Source organism: Mesorhizobium sp. BR115XR7A (genome assembly GCF_020165315.1).
In the GTDB taxonomy this organism is placed as follows: Bacteria; Pseudomonadota; Alphaproteobacteria; order Rhizobiales; family Rhizobiaceae; genus Mesorhizobium; species Mesorhizobium australicum.
This window is the reverse complement of the sequence record NZ_JAIUHW010000006.1, coordinates 191781-214722: the sequence shown is the minus strand read 5'-3', so window position 1 is coordinate 214722 and position 22942 is coordinate 191781. Positions and strand designations below refer to the sequence as shown.

Sequence of the window (22942 nt, the reverse complement as noted above, 5' to 3'; positions counted from 1 at the left end):
GAGAACGAATAGAACAAAAAAGAAACGGCGCCGCTCGCGCGACGCCGTCATCATACCTTGGCCCTGTCGCCGGACTTCAGTCGTCGAGCAGGTTCGAGCCTTTGCCACGCTTGGTGGGGGTCGTTCCGGTGCTCGGATCGGTCTTGGCCGGCGCGGTCGACTTGTTGCGGTTGGCCATGAACCGGTCGAACTCGTCCTGATCCTTGGCGCGGCGCAATTCGCGGGCATACTCGTCGAACTGCGTCAGCATCTCGTCGAGCTTGCGGCGCTCTTCGTTCAGACGCTCAAGCTCCTTTTCGCGCCAGTCGTCGAAAGCGACGTTGCCGGTGCGGGCGGAGCCGTTGCCCCAGCGCGCGGCCTTGTCGGAGCCACGGCGGCAGCCGGCGAAGATGCCGTCGGTCGCGCGGTTGACGTCACGCTTGAAGCCCTCGAGCCGGTCGCCCCAGATGATGTAGGCGAGCATGGCGAAGCCGAGCGGCCAGAACACCATGAAACCGATCACCATCAACGCGATGGTCGCCGGCGTCCAGGCCGGGCGGATCAATGCAGATGTGTTCATTTTCTCCCATTCCTTCGGTTGGAGACAGCCAGAACCGGCTGCGTGGAATCGAAATGGGAAGGCGAAAACGGCGATTCAAGACAATGTCCGCCAAAACCGAACAAGGGCCTGAAATGATTATCGCTTTTTGAGCATATCGAGGAAAAGCACGACCAACCCGGCGATCAGGCCCCAGAATGCGGCGCCGACACCGAACAGCGTCAGCCCGGAGGCGGTCACGACGAAGGTGACGGTTGCGGCCATGCGCTCGCTCTCGTCCTTCAGCGCGATCGCCAGCGCGTTGGCGAGCGACCCCATCAGCGCAAGTCCCGCCACCAGCACGATCAGGCTCTGCGGCAGGACGGCGAAGATCGCCACCAGCGAAGCGCCGAAAATTGCGAAGACGAGATAGGCAAGCGCGTAGAACGGCCCGGTCTTCCAGCGCTCGGCGGGATCGGGATGGACGTCAGGGCCGGTGCAGATGGCCGCCGAGATCGCGGCCAGATTGGTGGTTCCGGCACCGAATGGTGCCGACAGGAGCGAAAACAGGCCGGTGACGCCGATCAGCGGGCCAGGTTCAGGGTGGTAGCCGGCCGCCCGCAGTACCGCCAGCCCCGACAGGTTCTGCGAAGCCATGGTGACGAGGTAGAGCGGCAGCGCCAGGCCGATGATCGCCTTGGCGGTGAAATGGGGAGCGATAAACGTCAGTGTCGACAGTTCGGGCGCGGGCAGGCCGCCGACACGGCCCGTAAGGAAGGCGGCAAGGCCACCGCCAACCAGCACCGCCAGCACCGACAGCGCCGGATTGAACAGCCGGATGACGAAGAATGCCGTGATCAGCGGCAGGATGAGCCAAGGGTCCGCCGGGATGGCCTTCATGGCATTGATGGCGAAGGTGACGACGATGCCGGCCAGCATGCCGGAGGCGACCGAAGCCGGTATTCTCGATATCAGCCGGGTCAGCGGCCCAAACAGGCCGGTAGCGACCAGCAGCACGCCCGTGACGATATAGGCGCCGACGGCCTCGCCCATCGAGAAGCCGCTCGAGGCGGCGACCAGTGCAAGGCCTGGCGTCGACCAGGCGGTGATGACAGGCATTTTCGTGCGCCATGACAGCCACAGGCACTCGACGGTCATGGCCAGGCAGATCGCCGTCACACCGCTTGCCGTCTCGACCTGCGTCGCGCCGACCGCCTTGGCGGCGGCAATGACGATGGCCAGCGTGCCGCCGAAACCGACGATGGCCGCGACGAAGGCGGAGATCGGGATGGACAGGCGCATCGTCACTGGCCTCGCCTGGCCATATCGCCGACCGCCCGCACCAGCATGTCGAGATCCTGCGGCCGCGACAGGCGGTGGTCGCCGTCAGGGATCAGCGACAGCGTGACATCGTCGGCCGGCAGCAGGCTGACCAGCCTCAAGGCATGGCTCGACGGCACGTCGGCGTCGGCCAGTCCCTGCAGGATGTGAACCGGGCAATGCGTGTCGATCGGCCCGGTCATCACCCGGTTATCGCGCCCATCCTCGATCAGGGCGCGGGTGTAGACGTAAGGCTCGGGGGAATAATCCGAGGGTTCCGCGAAGAAGCCCTTTTCGGCGAGATCGCGCTTCTGTGGCTTGGTCAGCACCGGCTCGATCAGGTCGCTGGTAAAATCCGGCGCCGGGGCCAGCAGCACCAGGCCGACGACGTTTGCGTCGCCCGCCTTGCGCAATTCCTGCACCATGCGCAGCGCGATCCAGGCGCCCATCGACGAACCGACCAGGATCTGATCGCCTTTGGCGAAATGCCGGAAGACGGCAAGGCTTTGCGCAAGCCATTTCGAGATCGTGCCGTCGGCGAAGGCGCCACCGGATTCGCCATGGCCGGAATAGTCGTGCCGCAGGAAGGCCCGGCCTTCCCGTGCCGCCCAGTCCGACAGCGTCTCGGCCTTCGTGCCCAGCATGTCCGACTTGTAGCCGCCGAGCCAGACGATGCCGGGCGTCGAGCCGGCTGAATGGCGCACCGCGATATCAGATCCGTCGACATCCAGAAAAGTTGGAGCCAGAGAGGATGGGGGCGTGGCGATCATGGTTTTTTCCTCAGGCCCGTCTTTTGGCACGCGGTCCTTGTGGCACAGCCGGAGGCGTGGCGAAAAGTACTCGCGCTGTTTCTTTGTTTGGTGCAGGCCAGCGATCAGGGTGATTTTCTGTCAATGCTGTGCTATTGACTCCGCCCGCGCGCTCACCACATTGGCGCGTCCACGTATCAAGACCGACAAATCCCGAACGAAACGGCCAAGGAGACCACGACCATTCGCAGACCTTTCAAAGCAGCGGCGCCGACCAAGGATGGGCCGCGCTCCAATCGTGACATCCGGGTTCCCCGGGTCCAGCTTATCGACGCCGACGGCCAGAATCGCGGCGATATTTCCATCAACGACGCATTGCTGCTCGCCGAAGAGGCCGGGCTCGATCTCGTCGAAATATCGCCCAACGCGGTCCCCCCCGTCGTAAAAATCCTCGATCTCGGCAAGTTGAAATACGCCAACCAGAAGAAGGCGGCCGAGGCGCGCAAGAACCAGAAGGTCATCGAGATCAAGGAGATCAAGATGCGCCCGAACATCGACAGCCATGACTACGAAACCAAGATGAAGGCGGTGCGCCGCTTCTTCGAGGAAGGCGACAAGGTCAAGCTGACGCTGCGCTTCCGCGGCCGCGAGATGGCGCATATGGAACTCGGCATGCAGCTTCTGAACAAGGTGCGCGAGGAGGTGGCGACCATCGCCAAGGTGGAAGCCGAGCCGAAGCTCGAAGGCCGCCAGATGATGATGGTGTTGGCGCCGCGCTAAGGTTTGCGGAACGCACTTGGATCACGATGACGTCAGGCCCGGACATCGCGCTCTAAATCCGCCTGAATTGTGCTACAGGGCGTCCCGGCGATCGGCGGGACGCCTTATTTCTTAGCTCAAAGCTGCGATCGCCGGCAAAGCTCTTCGACGATCGGATTCCCGCATGGCCAACGACAAGGTTTCGGACGTCAAGGACGTCAAACACGGGCTGGGCAACTACCAGCAGATGCGCCGGCTGGTGCTTGCCGTGCTCGTGGTGGTGCTGTTTCTGGCGCTGCTGTTCGGCCAGTCGACCTTCCCGCCGGACACGCCGGTGCACGAAACGATCGAGATGTTCGGCGTGCTCTTGATTTTCCTCGGCATCGTCGGGCGCCTCTGGGCGACGCTCTATATAGGCGGGCGCAAATCCTCCGAGGTGGTGACCGGCGGCCCCTACTCGATCACCCGCAACCCGCTCTACGTGTTCTCGACCGTGGCCGCCGCCGGCGTCGGCGCGCAGATCGGCTCGTTCTCCGGCATCATTCTTTTCGCGGTTCTGTGCGCCGGTGCCTTCCATATCGTCATCCTGCGCGAGGAGAAGTTCCTCAAGGAGGCGCTCGGTGCACCCTATGCCGACTATCTGGCACGCGTGCCGCGCTTCGTCCCCAAGCTTTCGCTCTACCAGGAAGGCGACACCGGCAGCTTCAGGCCGAGCCTGCTTTTGACCACACTGCTCGACGGGCTGGTGTTCCTGATCGCGCTGCCGGCTTTCGAACTGATCGACGGCGCGCAGTTGTCGGGCATGCTGCCGGTCTGGTTTAGGCTGCCCTGACCGGGGACAGTGCGTCGCACGGTGCTGAGGGTGTTGCGCCCGCGCCATCTTTGATCTATAGCACCGCCGTTCCAAGAAAACCGCCCGGCAGGGCATGCCGTGGCGGTTTCATTTGCTTTTCGGGCTTTGGTCGGCCCGGAGCGAACAAGAAGCGCGATCGTGCGCCAACAATACGGAGTAGCAAAATGCCCAAGATGAAGACCAAATCGGCCGCCAAGAAGCGGTTCAAGATCACAGGTACGGGTAAAGTCCTGTCGGCTGCGGCCGGCAAGCGTCACGGCATGATCAAGCGTTCCAACAAGTTCATTCGAAATGCCCGCGGCACGATGGTTCTGGCTGAACCGGATGGCAAGAAGGTCATCAAGAATTTTCTGCCGAACGGCCTCTAAGGCATTCGGTCCGGACACGCATCAGTTTTACGCAATTTCGAACGGAACGCCGCCAGGCACCTGGAATTGCTTTTAAGGAGATCATGACATGGCACGCGTAAAGAGAGGCGTCACCTCGCACGCCAAGCACAAGAAGGTCCTGAAAGCCGCGAAAGGCTTCTACGGCCGCCGCAAGAACACCATCCGCATCGCCAAGCAGGCGGTGGAAAAGTCGCTGCAGTACGCTTACCGCGACCGCAAGAACCGCAAGCGCTCGTTCCGCGCGCTGTGGATCCAGCGCATCAACGCCGCGACGCACGAGCATGGCCTGACCTATGGCCGCTTCATCGACGGTTTGAACAAGGCCGGCATCGAGATCGATCGCAAGATCCTGTCCGACATGGCCATCCACGAGCCGCAGGCTTTCGCCGCCCTGGTGGCCAAGGCCAAGGTTGCTCTTGAGTACCTCAAGAACACCACTCCGAATGCTTTTGAAAGCGCTGTCGCCTAGAGCATGATGCCAAAAAGTTTCTGACTTTTTGGACAACATCATGCTCCAGGGAAATTAGCGGGGAGCGCGATCTTTTCCGAAAAGTCTGCAACTTTTCGGGATCGGGCTCCGAGCCCAGCGCTTCCCAAGCATTCGAAATTCTGATTTGGGGAACCCGCGCTGGCACGGCTGGCGCGGGTTCTTTTGTCTCTGCCTGAAATTTCACTTTTAAAGTGACTTTCACTTAAGCCGACTTCCAACGCAGCGAGTTTGATCGTGAACGACGCAACCATTGGCCTTGATGCACTCGAAAATACCCTGATGGCTGACATCGCCTCGGCCGCCGACGAGACGTCGATCGAGGCGGTGCGCGTCTCGGCGCTTGGCAAGAAGGGCTCAATCTCGGAAATGCTGAAGACGCTCGGCGCGATGAGCGCCGAGGAACGGCAGGTGAAGGGCCCGGCGATCAATGGCCTGAAAAATCGTGTCACCGAGGCGCTGACGGCCCGCAAGGCTGAACTCAGGGATGTGGCGATCGCCGCCCGTCTGGCGGCTGAGAAGGTCGACGTGACGCTGCCGGTGCGACAGTCGCCGGCCGAGCGCGGCCGCATCCATCCGATCAGCCAGGTCATCGACGAAATCGCCGCGATCTTCGGCGATCTCGGCTTCGCCATCGCCGAAGGACCCGATATCGAGACCGACTACTATAATTTCACTGCGCTGAATTTTCCGGAGGGCCACCCGGCACGCGAGATGCACGACACCTTCTTCTTCCAGCCGGACGAGAAGGGCGAGCGCAAGCTTTTGCGCACTCATACCTCGCCGGTGCAGATCCGCACCATGGAGAAGCAGAAGCCGCCGATCCGCATCGTCATTCCGGGCAAGACCTATCGCCAGGATTCCGACGCCACCCACTCGCCGATGTTCCATCAGGTCGAGGGGCTGGTGATCGATAAATCGGCCAACGTCGCCAACATGAAGTGGGTGCTGGAAGAGTTCTGCAAGGCCTTCTTCGAAGTGCCGCAGGTCAAGATGCGCTTTCGCCCGTCCTTCTTCCCGTTCACTGAGCCAAGCCTCGAGGTCGATATCCAGTGCGACCGCTCCAGGCCCGGCGAAGTGCGCTTCGGCGAAGGCTCCGACTGGATGGAGATCCTGGGCTGCGGCATGGTGCACCCCAATGTGCTCAGGGCCGGCGGACTCGATCCCGACGAGTACCAGGGCTTTGCCTGGGGCATGGGCATCGACCGCATCGCCATGCTGAAATATGGCATGCCCGACCTGCGCGCCTTCTTCGACGCGGATGTGCGCTGGCTGTCGCATTACGGCTTCCGGCCGCTCGACATGCCGACGCTGTTCGGAGGCCTGAGCGCGTGACGGCCCTGAAGACTTCTGCTGCCAGCTACCACGGAACAGCCCAATGAAATTCACCCTCTCCTGGCTCAAGGATCACCTTGAAACCGACGCCACGCTGGCCGAAATCGTCGAGCGGCTGACCTCGATCGGCCTCGAGGTCGAGCATGTCGACGATAAGGCGGAGTTGAAACCCTTCGTCATCGCCAAGGTGCTGACGGCGGTGCAGCATCCCGACGCCGACCGGCTGCGGGTGCTGACCGTCGATACCGGCGACGGCAAGCCGCCGGTGCAGGTCGTCTGCGGCGCGCCGAACGCCCGCGCCGGCCTGATCGGCGCCTTCGCCGCGCCCGGCACCTATGTGCCCGGCATCGACGTGACGCTGACTGTCGGCAAGATCCGTGGCGTCGAAAGCCATGGCATGATGTGTTCGGAGCGCGAGCTGGAACTGTCCGACGAGCATAATGGCATCATCGACCTGCCCGAGGATGCGCCGGTCGGCACCAGCTTTGCGTCCTATGCGCATCTCGACGATCCGGTCATCGAGATCAATCTGACGCCGAACCGGCCCGACGCCACCAGCGTCTACGGCATCGCCCGGGATCTGGCGGCGAGCGGGCTTGGCCGCCTCGTCGGCGGGGCGATCATGCCGCATGTCGGCAACGGCATGTGCCCGGTGAAGGTGACGATCGAAGCGCCGGAGCTTTGCCCCGGCTTCGCCCTCAGGCTGGTCAAGGATGTCAAGAACGGACCCTCGCCGAAATGGCTCCAGCAGCGGCTGATCGCCATTGGGCTGAGGCCGATCAGCGCGCTGGTCGACATCACCAATTACGTCACCTTCGACCGCGGACGGCCGCTGCATGTCTTCGATGCCGCCAAGGTCGCCGGCAACCTCGTGGTGCGCCGCGCCAAGAATGGCGAAAAGGTGCAGGCGCTCGACGGGCGCGAATACACGCTGACGCCGGAGATGTGTGTCATCGCGGACGACAATGGCGTCGAGTCCATTGCCGGCATCATGGGTGGCGAACACTCCGGCTGTGACGAGAACACGACGGACGTGCTGATCGAATCCGCTCTTTGGGACCCGATCACCACGGCCCGCACCGGCCGCACGCTCGGCATCATCACCGACGCGCGCTACCGTTTCGAGCGCGGTGTCGACCCTGAATTCATGGTGCCGGGCATCGAACTGGCGACCAAGCTGGTGATCGATTTCTGCGGCGGCACGCCGACCGAGGCCGAGGTGGCCGGCTATGCCGGGCATCAGCCGAAGATCGTGACGCTTCCGCTGTCGGAAGTGAAACGGCTGACCGGTATCGAGGTGCCAAAGGCGGAGAGCCTCGACATCCTGTCGCGTCTCGGCTTCCACGCGCAGGGATCGGGCGACGTCGTCGACGTGACCGTGCCGTCCTGGCGGCCCGATGTCGAAGGCAAGGCCGATCTGGTCGAGGAGGTCATGCGCATCCATGGCGTCGACAACATCGCGCCGCAGCCGCTCGGCGCGCATGACGTGGTCAACGGCAAGATCCTGACCACGCTGCAGATCCGCACCCGTGCCGCCAAGCGTTCGCTTGCCGTGCGCGGCATGATGGAGGCCGTTACCTGGTCGTTCATCCCGGCCAAACACGCCGAACTGTTCGGCGGCGGCCAGACGGCGCTGAAGCTTGCCAACCCAATCGCCGCCGACATGTCCGACATGCGGCCCTCGCTGCTGCCGGGGCTGATTTCGGCCGCGCAGCGCAACGCCGACAAGGGCATCGGCGACGTGGCGCTGTTCGAGGTCTCGGGCACCTATGAGGGCGACGGCGCCGACCAGCAGCGGCGCGTCGCCGCCGGCGTGCGTCGCGGCACGGCAAAGCTCGACGGCTCCGGCCGCAACTGGGCCGGCAATTCGGGCCCGGTCGGCGTGTTCGACGCCAAGGCGGATGCGATCGCCGCACTCGAAGCCTGTGGCGCACCGGTCGACCGGCTGCAGATCGAGGCCGGCGGACCCGCCTGGTACCATCCCGGCCGTTCCGGAACGATCAAGCTTGGCCCGAAGACCGTGCTCGGCACGTTCGGCGAGTTCCATCCGAAGACGCTGGAAGGGCTCGATGTCTCGGGGCCGCTCTGCGGCTTCGAGGTGTTCGTCGATGCCGTGCCCGAGCCGAAGGCCAAGCCGACCAAGACCAAGCCCAGGCTGGACCTGTCCGCTTTCCAGGCGGTGAAGCGCGACTTCGCCTTCGTCGTCGACAAGGGAGTCGAGGCCGGCACGCTGGTACGTGCCGCGCTTGCCGCCGACAAGAAGCTGATCACGGCTGTCTCGGTCTTCGACGTGTTCGAAGGTGCGTCGCTGGGCGAAGGCAAGAAGTCGATCGCCATCGAAGTCTCGATCCAGCCGGTCGAGAAGACGTTGACCGACGAGGATTTCGAGGCGCTGGCCAAGCGCATCGTCGAGAATGTCGGCAAGCAGACGGGCGGCGTGCTGCGCGGCTGAGACTTGCGAGCGGATGACGAATCGCTCTCCAAAGGGCGATGGACCATCTGCGCTATTCTGGGCTCTCCTTCGAGAAACAGCGTACGGCTTTTCTCGACATCGTCGCGGCTGACCCGCTGCTTGCCGAAACGCTGGCGAGGGTGCGCGCGCTTGCGCTGCCGGATTGGCTGGTGGTTTCCGGCGCGCTTTACAATAGCGTCTGGAACCACCTGACCGGCAAGCCATCGGGCTACGGCATCAGGGATGTCGACCTGTTTTATTTCGACGACTCCGACCTGTCCTACGAGGCCGAAGACGCGGTGATCCAACGGGCCGCCAGGCATTTCGAAGGACTGCCGCTGCCGGTGGAAGTACGCAACCAGGCGCGCGTGCACCTGTGGTATCCGGAAAAGTTCAGGCAGCCGTGCCCGCGCTATGCGAGTGCCAGCCAATCCGTCAGCTATTTTGCCTCGAAGACGCATGCGGTGGGGGTGCGCTACGACGCCGACGGGCAGCTGGACCTCGTGGCGCCGTTCGGGCTCGACGACCTTTTTTCGTTTCGAATTACGCCCAGCCGGCTGATGGATAACCGGAAGACGCATGAGGAGAAGGGCGCGCGAGCGCGGGCGTATTGGCCGGAGATTACGGTGGTGCCGTGGTGAGCTAACAGAGTTTCAGGTTGGCGCGAGGCATCCCCCTCTGTCACAGAGGGGGGTGCCTCGCGCCAACGCCCTTTAATTCGCTGCACAAAAGGGCGCGCCCTTTTCCACCTTCACCCATTCACCAGCGCCAGCAACTCCTCCGTATAGCGCTTGCCCATAACCTTGTCGGGCGACAGCGCATCGCCGATCGCCGCGACCTCTGCCGCGCTGAGCACGATGTCAGCCGCCGCCGTATTCTGCTCCAAATGGCGGATTTTTCGCGCACCCGGGATCGGCACGATGAAGTCGCCCTGGTGCAGCACCCAGGCCAGCGCCAGCTGCGCCGAGGTGACGCCCTTCTCCATCGCCATCCTTTCCAGCGTGGCGATCACCTTGGCATTGGCTTCCATGGCGTCGGCCTGGAAGCGCGGCAAGGTGCGGCGCCAATCGTCGTCGCTCAGGGTCTCCGGCCTCGCGATGGTGCCGGTGAGCAGGCCGCGGCCGAGCGGGCTGTAGGGCACGAAGCCAATGCCCAACTCGCGGCAGACGGCGAATGTCTCGTCTTCCGGGTCGCGGCTCCACAGCGAGTATTCGCTCTGCACTGCTGATATCGGGTGCACTGCGTGTGCCCGGCGGATGGTGGCGGCACTTGCCTCCGACAGGCCAAGCGCCCGCACCTTGCCCTCGCGCACCAGCTCGGCCATGGCGCCGACCGTATCCTCGATCGGCACGTCCGGGTCGACGCGGTGCTGGTAGTAGAGGTCGATGACATCGGTGCCGAGCCGCTTCAGCGACGCCTCGGCGACGGCCTTGACGTGCTCGGGACGGCTGTCCACACCGGCCATGCGATCCATGCCGGTGCCTTCCTCCAGGATCTTGAAGCCGAATTTGGTCGCGATCGTCACCTTATCGCGAACCGATTTCAGCGCTTTGCCCAGCAGGATCTCGTTCTCGTAGGGGCCGTAGACCTCGGCCGTGTCGAAGAAGTTGACACCTATCTCGACGGCGCGGTGCAAGGTGGCGATCGCCTCGGCTTCCGGCTGGCCGCCATAGGCAAAGCTCATGCCCATGCAACCGAGGCCGACCGGATAGACTTCGAGTTCAGTTCCTAGCTTGCGGGTTTTCATCACGCATCTCCTTGTTGTGATGCCTAGGAAATAACGCCTTGCAGCACGTTCGATAATCGGCTCTTCTTCGTACGGGTCGTTCCATGAAATAGATCAATGAATCGAGCACATCTCTCACAGCTCGCGGTGCTGGCAACCGTTGCCCAATGCGGCAGTTTTCGCGGCGCGGCCAGGGAACTGGCGATAGCTCCCTCCGCGGTGAGCCACGCGGTCTCCAGCCTGGAGGCACGGCTTGGCGTGCGCCTTTTGGCGCGCAGCACACGCAGTGTCGCTCCGACCGAGGAAGGCGCACAATTGCTGGAGCGATTGCGCCCGGCGCTTTCCGAGATCGACCTGGCGCTGGAGACGGCCGTCGAGGCGCGCGACCGGCCCGCCGGGAACTTGCGGCTCAGCGTGCCGCGCACGTCAGCGCATCTGGTGCTGACACCACGGCTCAGCGCCTTTGCATCGGCCTATCCCGACATCGTGCTGGAAATCATCATCGAGGATCGTTTCACCGACGTGGTGGCAGGCGGTTTCGATGCTGGTGTCAGGCTCGGCGAGAGCCTGCAGCGCGACATGATCGCCGTGCGCATCGGGCCGGACATTCGTGGCGCGGTGGTGGGCGCGCCATCCTATTTCGAGGCCATGCCCCGGCCGCGCCACCCGCGCGACCTCGCCGAGCATCGCTGCATCCGCTTCCGCTTCTCCAGCGGCATCCTCTACCGCTGGGAATTCGAAAAGGACGGCGAGGAGGTCGAAATGGCTGTGCAAGGGCCGCTGATCCTCGACGAGGACCATCTGATCGCCCAGGCCGCGGTCGACGGCGCCGGGCTCGCCTTCGTTTTCGAGGACTATGTCCGCGCGCCGCTCGCCGATGGACGGCTGATCCGCGTGCTGGAGGACTGGTGCCCACCCTTCCAGGGATTCTTCGTCTATTACCCGAGCCGCCGCCAGATGCGGCCGGCGCTGAGGGCTTTCGTCGATTTCTTCAAGGTGGGTGGGTAGGCAACTCTCCTCCTCGTCGGCAAGGGGAAGAAAGCTGGCCGCGCCAACGTTCGCCTCGCATGCAGGCTTCAATCACCAACACCGCGACCCGCTATGGATGGGCAACCATCGTCCTCCACTGGCTGATCGGGATTATCTTCATCGGCCAGTTCATGCTCGGCTTCGTCATGGTCAGGACCCCGAGCCAACGCACGGCCTTCGAATTGATCCAGCTGCACAAATCCCTGGGCTTCCTGCTGCTGGGGCTCATCATCCTGCGTATAGCCTGGCGGCTCGGCAATGCGGCACCGCCCTTGCCGCCTTCTGTCGGCGCCCTGGAGCGCCGCTCGGCGCCGCTGGCGCATCTGGCGCTCTATGCCTTCCAGATCGCCCTGCCCCTGTCAGGCTGGGCGCTGGTGTCGGTCTCGACGCTGGAGATTCCCAGCATGCCGTTCAACCTGTTCGTCATGCCGAACCTGCCGCTCGCCGAATCCGATGCCGCCGAAAGCTTTTGGACGTCGGCACACTGGTATCTCGCCTATGCCGGCGCGGCGCTTGTCGCCCTGCATGTCGCGGCTGCCCTGCGCCACCATTTCCTGCTTCGCGACGGGGTGCTCACGCGTATGATCACGCCTTCGTCAGCCGGGGAATAGAACGCGCCTTGGTCTCGTTTGTGGGGTGAGGACGCCAGAGAGCGCTGCCTCCTAACAAGGAACAACCCAATGCGTGCGCGAATCCTCGGATTGGCGGCTGCCGCCGCCTGCCTTGCCATGCCTGTTTATGCGGCGGTCGTGCTCGGCGATGCCGCCGGCAGCTATACGATCAGCCAGGCTGGCTCCTCGATCCGCTTCACCATCGGCAAGGCCGGCGGCGGCGGGTTCGATGGTGCCTTTGCCCGTTTCAAGGGAACGATCCGCATCGACAACAAGGACGTCGGCCGCTCGAAGGTCGACCTCACCATCTATCCGGAAAGTGTGGGCACCGGCCAAGGCCGCATCGATGCGTTCCTGCGCTCCGACGCGGTGTTCGACGCGGCCAACAGTCCCGAAATCCAGTTCCGCTCGACCAGCGTGACCCGCACCGGCGACACGTCGGCCCTTGTCACCGGCAGGCTGACGGCGCGCGGCAAGACGTTTCCGGAAAAATTCACCGCCGAGCTCGACGGGTTGAAGGGCGGGACGATCAAATTCCATGTCACCGGCAAGGTGCTGCGCTCGCGCTACGGCATGGATGTCGGCACGCCGCTCTATTCCAACGTCGTCGATTTCGACATGACGCTGACCGGGAAAAGGGGCTAGCGCGCGGCTGAGGTGCCTGGGTTCCTTGCCCGCTTTCGTGGGGCGAGGAACCTAGCGACCTGCATTGGCTTTTCCAGCGATTTCAGGCAAACCTCCTTGCCTGTAATCTATAGGGAGAAGCGTGATGTTCCGATGGGGTGTGTTGTCGACGGCCAAGATCGGCCGCGAGCAGCTGTTGCCGGCAATCGTCGAAGCGGAGAACGGCGTGCTGTCGGCGATCGCCAGCCGCGACCTAGCGAAGGCCAAGGCATTGGGCGACCGCTTTGGCGCGCGCCATGCCTTCGGCTCCTATGAGGAGTTGCTCGCTTCCAACGAGGTCGATGGCGTCTACATCCCGTTGCCGACCTCGCAGCATGTCGAATGGACTGCAAAAGCCATCGAAGCGGGCAAGCATGTGCTGGTCGAAAAGCCGCTGGCACTCGATGCCAAGGACATCGCGCCGCTGATCAAGCTGCGCGACCAGAAGAAGGTGCTGGTCTGCGAAGCCTTCATGGTCATCTACCACCCGCAGTGGATCAAGGTGCGTGATCTCATCGCCAGCGGCGCCATCGGCCGGCTGCGCCATGTGCAGGGCGCGTTTTCCTACTACAATGTCGACCCCAACAACATGCGCAACAAGCTCGATCTCGGCGGCGGCGCGCTGCCCGACATCGGCGTCTACCCGACCGTGTCGACGCGCTTCTCGACCGGAAAGGAGCCACTGCGCGTACAGGCGACGATCGAGCGCGACAAGACATTCGGCACCGACATCTATTCGTCGATCCGCGCCGATTTCGGCGATTTCGAACTGTCATTCTACCTGTCGACGCAGATGGCGGCGCGGCAGGTGATGGTGTTCCACGGCGAGAAGGGTTTCATCGAACTGTTCTCGCCCTTCAATGCCGGGCTCTACGACCATCACCGCGTCGAACTGCACAACCAGAACCACACCGAGGCGCAGGTGTTCCGCTTCCCCGGCACGCAGCAATACAGGCTCGAGGTCGAGACCTTCGCGCGGGCAGCTCTTGGCGGCAAGGAGCGCGTCTTCACGCTGGAAGAATCCGTGCTCAACCAGAAAGTCATCGACGCCATCTTCCGCGCCGGCGACACAGGCGGCTGGGAGACCGTCTGAAACCCGTACTACATAGACGGCTAATCCTGGGGAGGAAAAATGGCTGACGACGCGGATGTGATCATTGTCGGCGCCGGCCTTGCCGGACTGGTTGCCGCCGCCGAGCTTGCGGAAGCGGGCAAGAAAATCATCATCGTCGACCAGGAGCCGGAGCAATCGCTGGGCGGCCAGGCGTTCTGGTCGTTCGGCGGGCTTTTCCTCGTCGATTCACAGGAGCAGCGGCGCATGCGCATCCGCGACTCCCATGACCTGGCGCTCGAGGACTGGATGGGCACCGCCGCCTTCGACCGGCCGGAAGACCACTGGCCACGCAAATGGGCCGAGGCCTATGTCGGCTTCGCCGCCGGCGAGAAGCGCTCCTGGCTGATCGAGCGCGGCCTGAAATTCTTTCCTGTCGTCGGCTGGGCCGAGCGCGGCGGCGGCAACGCCATCGGCCATGGCAATTCGGTACCGCGCTTCCACATCACCTGGGGCACCGGTCCCGGCGTGCTCGAGCCTTTCGTGCTGCGCGTGCGCGAGGCGCAAAAGCGGGGATTGATCGACTTCAGGTTTCGTCACCGGGTCAATGCCCTGACGCGGACGGGTGCAGCCGTGACCGGCGTACAGGGCGACATCCTGCAACCGAGTCCTGTCGAGCGCGGCCACAAGAGCCCGCGCGACGTATCAGGCGGTTTCGCATTGCAAGCGCAGGCGGTGATCGTCGCCTCCGGCGGCATTGGCGCCAACCATCGGCTGGTGCGGGAAAACTGGCCCAAGCGGCTGGGCAACGCGCCGCAGCGCATGATCACCGGCGTGCCGGACCATGTCGACGGCCGCATGCTGGCCATATCGGAACACGCCGGCGGCAGGGTCATCAACCGCGACCGCATGTGGCACTATGTCGAGGGCGTCAAGAACTGGGCGCCGATCTGGACAGACCATGCGATCCGCATCCTGCCCGGCCCATCCTCGCTGTGGCTCGATGCCCGGGGAAAACGCCTGCCGGTGCCACTCTATCCCGGCTTCGACACGCTGGGCACGCTCAGCCACATCATGAGCACCGGCTTCGATTATTCCTGGTTCATCCTGACGAAAAAGATCATCCAGAAGGAATTCGCGCTATCGGGCTCGGAGCAGAACCCGGACCTGACGGGAAAAAGCTGGCGCCAGGTGCTCGGCCGCGCCACGAGCGGCATCCCCGGCCCGGTCAAGGCGTTCATGGAAAAGGGCGAGGACTTCATCGTCGAGGCCGATCTTTCGAAACTGGTCGCGCGCATGAACGCGCTGGCCGGCGGCGAACCGCTGCTTGACGTCGCAACGGTCGAACGCGAGATCCGCGCCCGCGACATGCAACTCGACAATCCGTTCTCCAAGGACATGCAGATCACCGCGCTGCGCGGCGCGCGCGCCTATCTCGGCGACCGCCTGATCCGCACGGCAAAGCCGCACAAGATGCTCGACCCGGCGAACGGACCGCTGATCGCGGTGCGCCTCAACATCCTGACCCGCAAGACGCTGGGCGGCCTGCAGACCGATCTCGACAGCCGCGTGCTCGATGCCGGCGGCCAGCCGGTGCCGGGCCTCTATGCGGTCGGTGAAGTGGCGGGCTTCGGCGGCGGCGGCGTGCATGGCTACGCGGCGCTCGAAGGCACATTCCTGGGCGGCTGTATCTTCTCGGGCCGCAGCGCCGGCCGGGCGGCGGCACGCTCAGTGGGGTGAGACAGCGGCGTGCTGCCGGCATTTGGCTGAGCCGCTGCCATCGACCCAATAAACCGCGGCTTAGGAGATTTGGCGCGCCCGAAGAGATTCGAACTCCTGACCCCCAGATTCGTAGTCTGGTGCTCTATCCAGCTGAGCTACGGGCGCGCATCAGGCCATGTTTTCGACGGCCCCGCGATCCGGTCCGAAAGACCGGCCGCGAATGTGTGCAGTTCCCTAACGACTGAATTCGCGAAAAGCAAGCCGATCCGGCAAAAGTTTTGTCGCAAGCCTGTCATGCGGCGATGCCGGCGCTCATCCCGGCCATTTGAGCCGCTGTGACTGGCCTGATCCTGGCGATCGGGAACTGTTGGAGAGAGCGACGGGTCCGGAAGGTGGTAATCTCGGGAAACGGCACGGAAGCCGTCAGGCCGGGCGGCGCAGGCTGCCACGGGCCTGGTCGAGCCGCACCGGCTGGTCGGGGATGGTGACGGCGAATGTGGTGCGCCCGCCGATCGATTCGACCAGTTCCACCGTGCCGCCATGCGCCCTGATCAGTTCATGCGCGATCGCCAGGCCAAGGCCGGTGCCGCCGCTGCGCGCCGAGCCGCGGAAGGCCGCGAACAGGTTTTCGCGCGCCTTGGGCGGCAGGCCAGGGCCGGTGTCGGTGACGGCGATGCGGCTTACGCTGCCCATGCGCTCGGCCGAGACCGCCAGCCGCCGCACCACGGCGCTTTCGGTATCGGCCGCCATCGCCTGCACCGAGTTGCGGCAAAGATTGGTGAGCACCCGGAAGAGCTGGTCGGAATCGGCATCCACCTCGAAAGCCATCTCGACCGCGTTGATGAACTCGATGCCCTGCTCGATGTCGAGCAGGCCGTGCACGTCCTCGACCAGTTGGCGCAGCCTCACCCTGCGGCGCGACGGCGGCGGCTCCTGCGTGCGGCCGTAATGAAGCACGCCCTCCGAATAGGAGACGGCGCGGTCGAGCGCGCGCAGAAGCTTCGGCGCAAAGGCCTGCACGGTCGGATCCTTGACCAGGCGAAGGCGGTCCGACATCAGCTGGGCGGAGGCCAGGATGTTGCGCATGTCGTGGTTGATCTTCGACACCGCGAGACCGAGGTCGGCCAGATGCTTCTGCTCGGCCAGCATCTTTTGCAGCCGCTCCTGCATCTGCGACAGTTCGCGCTCGGCCACTCCGATCTCGTCGGAACGAGCAGCGGGGCGGATGATCCGTCCAGGGTCGTCGGGAGCTTCCGAGAAGGAGAGCATGGAGCGCGTCATGGTACGGATCGGCCCGATCATGATCAGGTCGATCGCGGCATAGACCAGCATGGCCGTGAACAGCGAGATCAATAGCGAGACGAAAGCGACGTTGCGCGAATAGATGAGCATGGCCTTGCGGAGCGAATAGTCCGGCATGATCAGCTCGAACTCCTTGTCGCTGTCGCCGACCGGCCCGAAGACGCGCAGCATCCTGTCGCCGCCGAAAAACAGCGTATCCAGCGCGCCGGTCATGCCCTTGATCATGCCGACGCTGGCGAGATCGATGTGTTCGTCGACCTGCGGCGGCATGTCGGCCACCACCAGAAGCCGCGACACGCCGCCGTCGCGCACCGCGATCGCCTTGGCGCCGATCGCCATCAGCACGTCATTCTGGGCCGTACGCGACAGCGAGGTCGACTCGCCCTGCACCAGCACGATCGACACGGCTGCGGCCGTGCTCAGCCTCTCCTTGAGCCAGCTCAGCCGGTAACTGGCGATCCAGGGCAGGAAGATGAGCACTTCGGCCAAAAGCACGAAAACGATGGTGAGCAGCAGCAGCTTCGTCGACAGACCACGCGACAGCGGTACCGTGCGGACAGCGGCTGACGCCGGTCCGGTCCCTTCCCCTGCTTGGCTGGCTTCGTTCATGCGACTCGATCTTCACAATCACTTGATCAGCCAAGATTAGGCGATTACGGCTTTTTTGCCAATTTCTCCCTTGGTCGGAAAAATAGATGCTCCAAAACAGGTGCGTCTTTAGGGCGCCGACGCCGGATTGACTTCCAAAACCCTTCTTTCTATAAGCCCGCTCACGCTCGGGCCATTCGTCCCGGCGCGGTTTCGATCGCGCCAAAACCGGCCCGGCAAAGCTCCTGTTACAAAGTGACAGAATCAAGAAGGGCCGCACCCCGCGGTATTAAAACAAATGAAGCGTACCTACCAACCGTCCAAACTCGTCCGCAAACGCCGGCACGGCTTCCGTGCCCGCATGGCCACCAAGGGTGGCCGTGGCGTCGTCGCAGCTCGCCGCAACCGCGGCCGCAAGCGGCTCAGCGCCTAAGCGAGACGAGATCGTTGCCCGCAACCGGCAAGCCAGTGGGGCAAAATCCCGAGCGGCTTCTGAAACGCGCGGAATTCCTGGCCGTCCGTCGTGGTGAAAAGCGACGCGGACGGTTTTTCCTCGTCGAGGTCCTCGACCGCGGCGATGGCGGGGTGCCGCGCGTCGGCTACACCGTCACCAAGAAGGTCGGCAACGCCGTTGTGCGCAACCGCGTCAGGCGCCGGCTGAAAGAAGCCGTCCGCGTCCATGCCGCAGATGACATGGTGCCCGGCAATGATTATGTCATCGTCGGGCGCGATGATGCGCTGCGCGCCCCTTTCGGCCAGTTGAAGGCCGAACTCTCCCGCCGACTTCGCGGAACACGATAGGCCAAGGGCTCTCGATGGAAAACAACCGGAACTTCTTCATCACCATCGCCCTGTCGGTGCTGATCCTGGCGGTATGGCAGTACTTCTACGTGCTGCCGCGCAGCGAGGCGCAGCGCGAGGCCGCCAAGATCGAGCAGCAGCGCGTCGAGGAACAGAAGAAGGCGGCCGATGCGGCCAATCCGGGCGCATCGACACCGGCCCCAGGCGCGACCACCCCGGGCGCCATTCCCAACGCGCCCGGTGGTGACGTGGTCACCGTGGCCGGCCGCGATCAGGCGCTGGCGGCATCCAAGCGCGTCAAGATCGACACGCCGAGCCTCGAGGGCTCGATCAATTTGACCGGCGCGCGGCTCGACGACCTCAAGCTCAAGCACTACACCGAGACGGTCGACAAGAATTCGCCCGAGATCGAGCTGCTCAACCCGCAGGCGCTGCCCACCGGCTATTTCGCCGAGATCGGCTTTGTCGGCAACGACAAGACCGGCGCGGTGCCGGGTGCGGAGACGGTGTGGAGCGTGGACGGCAATCCGACGCTGACCCCGTCGACGCCGGTGACGCTCACCTACACCAATGACAAGGGCCTGACCTTCAAGCGCACCTTCTCCGTCGACGCAAACTACATGTTCACCGTGTCGGACACGGTGCAGAATTCAGGCTCGAGCGCGGTTTCGCTGTTCAACTATGGCCGTGTCACGCGCTACGACAAGCCGGCCGTCGCCAGCACCTATGTGCTGCATGAAGGCCTCATCGGCTTCACCGGCACGGAAGGCCTGCAGGAACACAAATACGCCTCGGTCGAGAAGGACAAGCAGTACCAGCCTGGCAAGTCGACCGACGGCTGGCTCGGCATCACCGACAAATATTGGGCCGTCACGCTGGTGCCGACCGAGAAGCAGCCGTTCCAGCCGCGCTATGCGTATTTCGAGGATGGCCGCCACCGTTACCAGTCCGACTTCCTGACCGACCCGATCAATGTCGAGGCCGGCCAGTCGGCGACCGTCGAGACCGAAATCTTCGCCGGCGCCAAGGAAGTCGGCAAGATCAACGCCTATGCCGAAGAGCGCCATATCAAGCGGTTCGACCTTTTGATCGACTGGGGCTGGTTCCACTTCATCACCAAGCCGATGTTCTGGCTGATCGACACGCTCTACAAGTTCCTCGGCAATTTCGGGCTGGCGATCCTGGCCACCACGGTCATCGTGAAAGCCATTTTCTTCCCGCTCGCCAACAAGTCATACGCGTCGATGGCGAACATGAAGAAGGTGCAGCCCAAGATGCTCGAGATCCGCGAGAAATACGCGGACGACAAGATGAAGCAGCAGCAGGCGATGATGGAGCTGTACAAGACCGAGAAGATCAATCCGCTCGCCGGCTGCTGGCCGGTGGCGCTGCAGATCCCGGTCTTCTTCTCCCTCTACAAGGTGCTCTACATCACCATCGAGATGCGGCATGCGCCGTTCTTCGGCTGGATCCAGGATCTGGCCGCGCCCGATCCGACCTCGATCTTCAACCTGTTCGGGCTGGTTCCGGTCACGCTGCCGCATATGCTGATGATCGGTGTGTGGCCGCTGATCATGGGCGTCACCATGTTCCTGCAGATGCGCATGAACCCGACGCCGCCGGACCCGACGCAGGCTGCGATCTTCACCTGGATGCCGGTCATCTTCACCTTCATGATGGCCGGATTCCCGGCGGGTCTCGTCATCTACTGGGCCTGGAACAACACGCTGTCGATCCTGCAGCAGGGCGTGATCATGAAGCGCCAGGGCGCCAAGATCGAGCTGTGGGACAATCTGGTGGCGCTGTTCCGCAAGAAACCGTCACCGGCGGAATAGCCGGCGCCTCTTTGGCAAGAGAGCCCGCCCCAGCGACTGAGCCATAAAGTTGGACGGTCTCGGCAAGCAAACAGATTTAACGGCTGGGTCCTGTGTTCTACAGGGCCCAGCCTTTTAGTTTCAGCGATGCGGTGGTCCGGCACGCGATAAAACAGGCACCGAGTCGGCAATTCCTGGTCTCCGTTATTGCCGGCAAATCAGCCGGCCCTCGCCGCTGCCGGATTGTTCCGCATGGAACTTATCCTGCGTTCAAGAGTTCGCGCAAAAGGCTTCCTAAGCTCCCGCGTGAGAGGATCAGGTCGGCGCGCCCATCCAAATTCAAGGCAGTGCAGCGGATCGACCTCATCACATGCAACTTGCAGAGAGGCATTCCGATGAGCAGCAACATTCACCCAAAGACGGCCAAGCCCACCAACAAGGATTTGAAGCAGAATCCCGGAATCGGCGCCTCCAGGGGCACGATCAAGGGAGGCAATCTTCTCGACGAGGACGAGGAACTGGACGGCGAGAACACTTTCAAGGGAGATGTCGATAACGACACCACGCCGCAAGGCGGCGTCAATCCCCGGCAGACCGGGCGAACCAACCAATAAGCCTGCGCGATCGACGTGAGCTGCCGAGGAAGACCGGATGGTCTGCCGGAGCCGGGAGAGCGCCACCGAAACGCCTTCGCTCTCGAGATGACATCACGTCGATCCGATCAATCGCCTGATTGGAGGCTCTCATGCTGGATTTCGAGCACGCCAGGCATCGGATGGTGGAGGCGCACATCGCGCGCCGTGGAGTGCATGACAGGCGGGTTCTGAATGCGGTGCGCCGGGTTGCGCGAGAGCAATTCGTCGACGAGGGTTTCGAGGAATTTGCCTATGAGGACAGCCCGCTGCCGATCGGCAGCGGACAGACGATCTCGCAACCCTTCATCGTCGCGAAAATGGCGGAGATCGCCGAGATCGAGGCGACCGATCGCGTGCTGGAAATCGGCACCGGCTCGGGCTACGCGGCTGCCGTGCTGGCCGAACTTGCTGAACACGTCTTCACCATCGAGCGGCATCGATCGCTCGCGCAGCAGGCGGAGCGGCGGCTCAATGCCGCCGCTTATCGAAATATCGAGGTCAGGGTCGGCGACGGCACGAAAGGCTGGCAGGAAAAGGCACCCTTTGACGCCATCGTCGTCGCGGCCGCCGGAACGTCCATCCCCCTCGGCTTGCAGGAGCAGTTGGAGATCGGCGGCAGGCTGATCATCCCGGTCGGTGAAGACCTCTATTCCCAGCGGCTCGTTCGCGTCACGCGGATCGCTGCAAACAAGTTCGAGGAGGAGGACCTCGGTGGTGTCATGTTCGTACCGCTGATCGGCGAGCATGGCGGACACGACGAAAACGCGTCGGTGCGCGAGGCGCACGCTCCTCCATTGCCGCAGCAAATTGCAAGGGCGGCCGAAGATTTGCCGCAGATCGACGATCCGGCCTTCGGCGCGATGTTCGATCGGTTCGGCAGCCGGCGCGTCGTCCTGCTCGGGGAGGCGAGCCACGGCACTTCGGAATTTTATCGTGCCCGTGCGGCTGTCACCCGACGCCTCCTCCAGCGACACGGCTTCACCATCGTGGCCGTCGAGGCGGATTGGCCGGATGCGGCGCAGATCAACCGGTATGTTCGCGGAGGGGAGCGGCGGTCGGATGCGCAGCCGCTCTTCCAGCGCTTCCCGACCTGGATGTGGCGCAACGCCGAGGTGTCCGAATTCGTCGGCTGGCTGCATAAATACAACCGGGATGTGCCCGGTCATGCGCGGAAAGCAGGCTTCTATGGGCTCGATCTCTACAATATGAGCGGCTCGATCGCCACGGTGCTTGCCTATCTGGACAAGGTCGATCCCGAAGCGGCCGCCGTCGCGCGCGAGCGCTATGGCTGTCTGATGCCCTGGCAGAACGAGCCCAGCACCTACGGACGCGCGGCGCTGCGGCCGGGCTACAGAACCTGCGAAGAGGCCGTTGTGCGACAGTGCATGGATTTGTTCGAGCGATCCATGATGGAGGGCGACGGCGATCTCCTCGACGCCAAGCAGAGTGCACGTCTGGTCGCATCGGCCGAGCGCTACTACCGCGTGATGTATTATGGTGGCGCCGAGACCTGGAACCTCCGCGATCGGCACATGTTTGAAACGCTCGATCAACTTCTCGAAGCGCATGGGCCGGAGTCGAAGGCCGTGGTGTGGGCGCATAACTCGCATATCGGGGACGCGCGGCATACCGACATGGGCACTGTCCGTGACGAGTTGAACATCGGCCAGCTCTGCCGGGAGCGCTTCGGTGCCCAGGCGGCGCTGATCGGCTTCGGGACGGATACCGGTACTGTCGCCTGTGCCTCGGATTGGGACCGTGAGATGGAGGTAAAGGACGTAAATCCGTCGCTGCCGGGCAGCTTCGAGCGGCTGTGTCACGAGAGCGGCAAACTGTCGTTCCTGCTGGATTTTGAGCGCCATGGCCAGCTCGGCGCCGATCTGGCGGCGCCGAGGCCGGAACGCTATATCGGCGTCATCTACAGGCCGGAGACTGAACGGCTCAGCCATTACATGGACTCGTCCGTCTCCCGCCAGTTCGACGCCTTTGTCTGGTTCGATCGAACGTCCGCGGTCACGCCGCTCAGCAAGCCGACCGACAGCATCGGCAAGGTACCGGATACATTTCCCTTCGGCATCTGAATGTCCGGGACTTACTTCCAGTGACGGGTCGGCCTGTCCGCAATCGCGCGGCCCGTCG

General features: G+C 63.5%; 22 protein-coding genes and 1 tRNA gene. 17 read left to right on the top strand and 6 right to left on the bottom strand.

Features of this window, described 5'->3' with window-relative positions:
- Positions 1-76: 76 nt before the first annotated feature.
- The 3 genes from LB557_RS15185 to LB557_RS15175 all read right to left on the bottom strand — a co-directional run bounded on the left by LB557_RS15185 (position 77) and on the right by LB557_RS15175 (position 2607).
- Positions 77-559 (bottom strand): DUF2852 domain-containing protein, encoded by a 483-nt coding sequence (locus LB557_RS15185; protein WP_127873324.1) that lies wholly within the window; start codon positions 557-559, stop codon positions 77-79.
- A 117-nt stretch (positions 560-676) separates the two neighbouring features.
- Positions 677-1819, bottom strand: coding sequence for a benzoate/H(+) symporter BenE family transporter (locus tag LB557_RS15180; RefSeq protein ID WP_224643278.1), 1143 nt, complete (start codon positions 1817-1819; stop codon positions 677-679).
- 2 nt (positions 1820-1821) lie between these two features.
- The gene (locus LB557_RS15175) at positions 1822-2607 is read right to left on the bottom strand and encodes an alpha/beta hydrolase (RefSeq protein ID WP_140719148.1); all 786 of its coding nucleotides are present in this window, start codon (positions 2605-2607) and stop codon (positions 1822-1824) included.
- A 222-nt stretch (positions 2608-2829) separates the two neighbouring features.
- Between LB557_RS15175 and infC the strand changes: the two genes are divergently transcribed.
- The 7 genes from infC (at position 2830) to LB557_RS15140 (ending at position 9502) form a co-directional block, all read left to right on the top strand.
- Positions 2830-3366: a translation initiation factor IF-3 gene (gene infC / locus LB557_RS15170; protein ID WP_023772325.1), complete on the top strand. Its 537-nt coding sequence runs from the start codon at positions 2830-2832 to the stop codon at positions 3364-3366.
- 163 nt (positions 3367-3529) lie between these two features.
- Positions 3530-4177: a methyltransferase family protein gene (locus tag LB557_RS15165; protein ID WP_224643274.1), complete on the top strand. Its 648-nt coding sequence runs from the start codon at positions 3530-3532 to the stop codon at positions 4175-4177.
- A 185-nt stretch (positions 4178-4362) separates the two neighbouring features.
- Positions 4363-4566 (top strand): 50S ribosomal protein L35, encoded by a 204-nt coding sequence (gene rpmI / locus LB557_RS15160; protein ID WP_006201248.1) that lies wholly within the window; start codon positions 4363-4365, stop codon positions 4564-4566.
- A gap of 88 nt (positions 4567-4654) precedes the next feature.
- Positions 4655-5056 carry a 50S ribosomal protein L20 gene (rplT, locus tag LB557_RS15155; RefSeq protein ID WP_006201247.1) on the top strand — a complete coding sequence of 134 codons (402 nt, stop codon included), beginning with the start codon at positions 4655-4657 and terminating at the stop codon, positions 5054-5056.
- A 300-nt stretch (positions 5057-5356) separates the two neighbouring features.
- A complete protein-coding gene (gene pheS, locus LB557_RS15150) occupies positions 5357-6409 on the top strand; it encodes a phenylalanine--tRNA ligase subunit alpha (RefSeq protein ID WP_224643279.1) in 1053 nt (350 codons plus the stop codon).
- Between the two features lie 43 nt (positions 6410-6452).
- Positions 6453-8861 (top strand): phenylalanine--tRNA ligase subunit beta, encoded by a 2409-nt coding sequence (gene pheT, locus LB557_RS15145; RefSeq protein ID WP_224643275.1) that lies wholly within the window; start codon positions 6453-6455, stop codon positions 8859-8861.
- A 38-nt stretch (positions 8862-8899) separates the two neighbouring features.
- Positions 8900-9502: a nucleotidyltransferase family protein gene (locus LB557_RS15140; protein WP_224643276.1), complete on the top strand. Its 603-nt coding sequence runs from the start codon at positions 8900-8902 to the stop codon at positions 9500-9502.
- 110 nt (positions 9503-9612) lie between these two features.
- Here the strand turns inward: LB557_RS15140 and LB557_RS15135 are convergent, their stop codons facing one another.
- A complete protein-coding gene (locus LB557_RS15135) occupies positions 9613-10608 on the bottom strand; it encodes an aldo/keto reductase (RefSeq protein WP_140660120.1) in 996 nt (331 codons plus the stop codon).
- Positions 10609-10704: 96 nt separating this feature from the next.
- Here LB557_RS15135 and LB557_RS15130 point away from each other — a divergent pair, with 96 nt between their 5' ends.
- The 5 genes from LB557_RS15130 to LB557_RS15110 all read left to right on the top strand — a co-directional run bounded on the left by LB557_RS15130 (position 10705) and on the right by LB557_RS15110 (position 15681).
- The gene (locus tag LB557_RS15130) at positions 10705-11595 is read left to right on the top strand and encodes a LysR family transcriptional regulator (protein ID WP_015314384.1); all 891 of its coding nucleotides are present in this window, start codon (positions 10705-10707) and stop codon (positions 11593-11595) included.
- Positions 11596-11654: 59 nt separating this feature from the next.
- Positions 11655-12227 carry a cytochrome b gene (locus tag LB557_RS15125; protein WP_224641897.1) on the top strand — a complete coding sequence of 191 codons (573 nt, stop codon included), beginning with the start codon at positions 11655-11657 and terminating at the stop codon, positions 12225-12227.
- A gap of 69 nt (positions 12228-12296) precedes the next feature.
- Positions 12297-12872 (top strand): YceI family protein, encoded by a 576-nt coding sequence (locus tag LB557_RS15120; RefSeq protein WP_224641899.1) that lies wholly within the window; start codon positions 12297-12299, stop codon positions 12870-12872.
- Between the two features lie 124 nt (positions 12873-12996).
- Positions 12997-13983, top strand: a complete 987-nt coding sequence (locus LB557_RS15115; protein ID WP_224641901.1) for a Gfo/Idh/MocA family protein — start codon at positions 12997-12999, stop codon at positions 13981-13983.
- Positions 13984-14022: 39 nt separating this feature from the next.
- On the top strand, positions 14023-15681 hold the full coding sequence (locus tag LB557_RS15110) for an FAD-binding dehydrogenase (protein ID WP_141906015.1): 1659 nt from the start codon (positions 14023-14025) through the stop codon (positions 15679-15681).
- Positions 15682-15751: 70 nt separating this feature from the next.
- Here LB557_RS15110 and LB557_RS15105 read toward each other — a convergent pair.
- Positions 15752-15828, bottom strand: a tRNA-Arg gene (locus tag LB557_RS15105).
- Positions 15829-16086: 258 nt separating this feature from the next.
- Complete coding sequence (locus LB557_RS15100; protein ID WP_140660125.1) at positions 16087-17574, bottom strand: ATP-binding protein; 1488 nt, start codon at positions 17572-17574, stop codon at positions 16087-16089.
- 277 nt (positions 17575-17851) lie between these two features.
- Between LB557_RS15100 and rpmH the strand changes: the two genes are divergently transcribed.
- The 5 genes from rpmH to LB557_RS15075 all read left to right on the top strand — a co-directional run bounded on the left by rpmH (position 17852) and on the right by LB557_RS15075 (position 22884).
- Complete coding sequence (gene rpmH, locus LB557_RS15095) at positions 17852-17986, top strand: 50S ribosomal protein L34 (protein ID WP_008833937.1); 135 nt, start codon at positions 17852-17854, stop codon at positions 17984-17986.
- A 14-nt stretch (positions 17987-18000) separates the two neighbouring features.
- Positions 18001-18354: a ribonuclease P protein component gene (gene rnpA, locus LB557_RS15090; protein WP_015314390.1), complete on the top strand. Its 354-nt coding sequence runs from the start codon at positions 18001-18003 to the stop codon at positions 18352-18354.
- A gap of 14 nt (positions 18355-18368) precedes the next feature.
- The gene (gene yidC / locus LB557_RS15085; protein ID WP_015314391.1) at positions 18369-20189 is read left to right on the top strand and encodes a membrane protein insertase YidC; all 1821 of its coding nucleotides are present in this window, start codon (positions 18369-18371) and stop codon (positions 20187-20189) included.
- A 374-nt stretch (positions 20190-20563) separates the two neighbouring features.
- Entirely contained in the window at positions 20564-20782 is a 219-nt protein-coding gene (locus LB557_RS15080) for a hypothetical protein (RefSeq protein WP_015314392.1), read from the top strand.
- 131 nt (positions 20783-20913) lie between these two features.
- Positions 20914-22884 carry a protein-L-isoaspartate(D-aspartate) O-methyltransferase gene (locus tag LB557_RS15075; RefSeq protein WP_224713069.1) on the top strand — a complete coding sequence of 657 codons (1971 nt, stop codon included), beginning with the start codon at positions 20914-20916 and terminating at the stop codon, positions 22882-22884.
- The last annotated feature ends 58 nt before the right edge of the window (positions 22885-22942 follow it).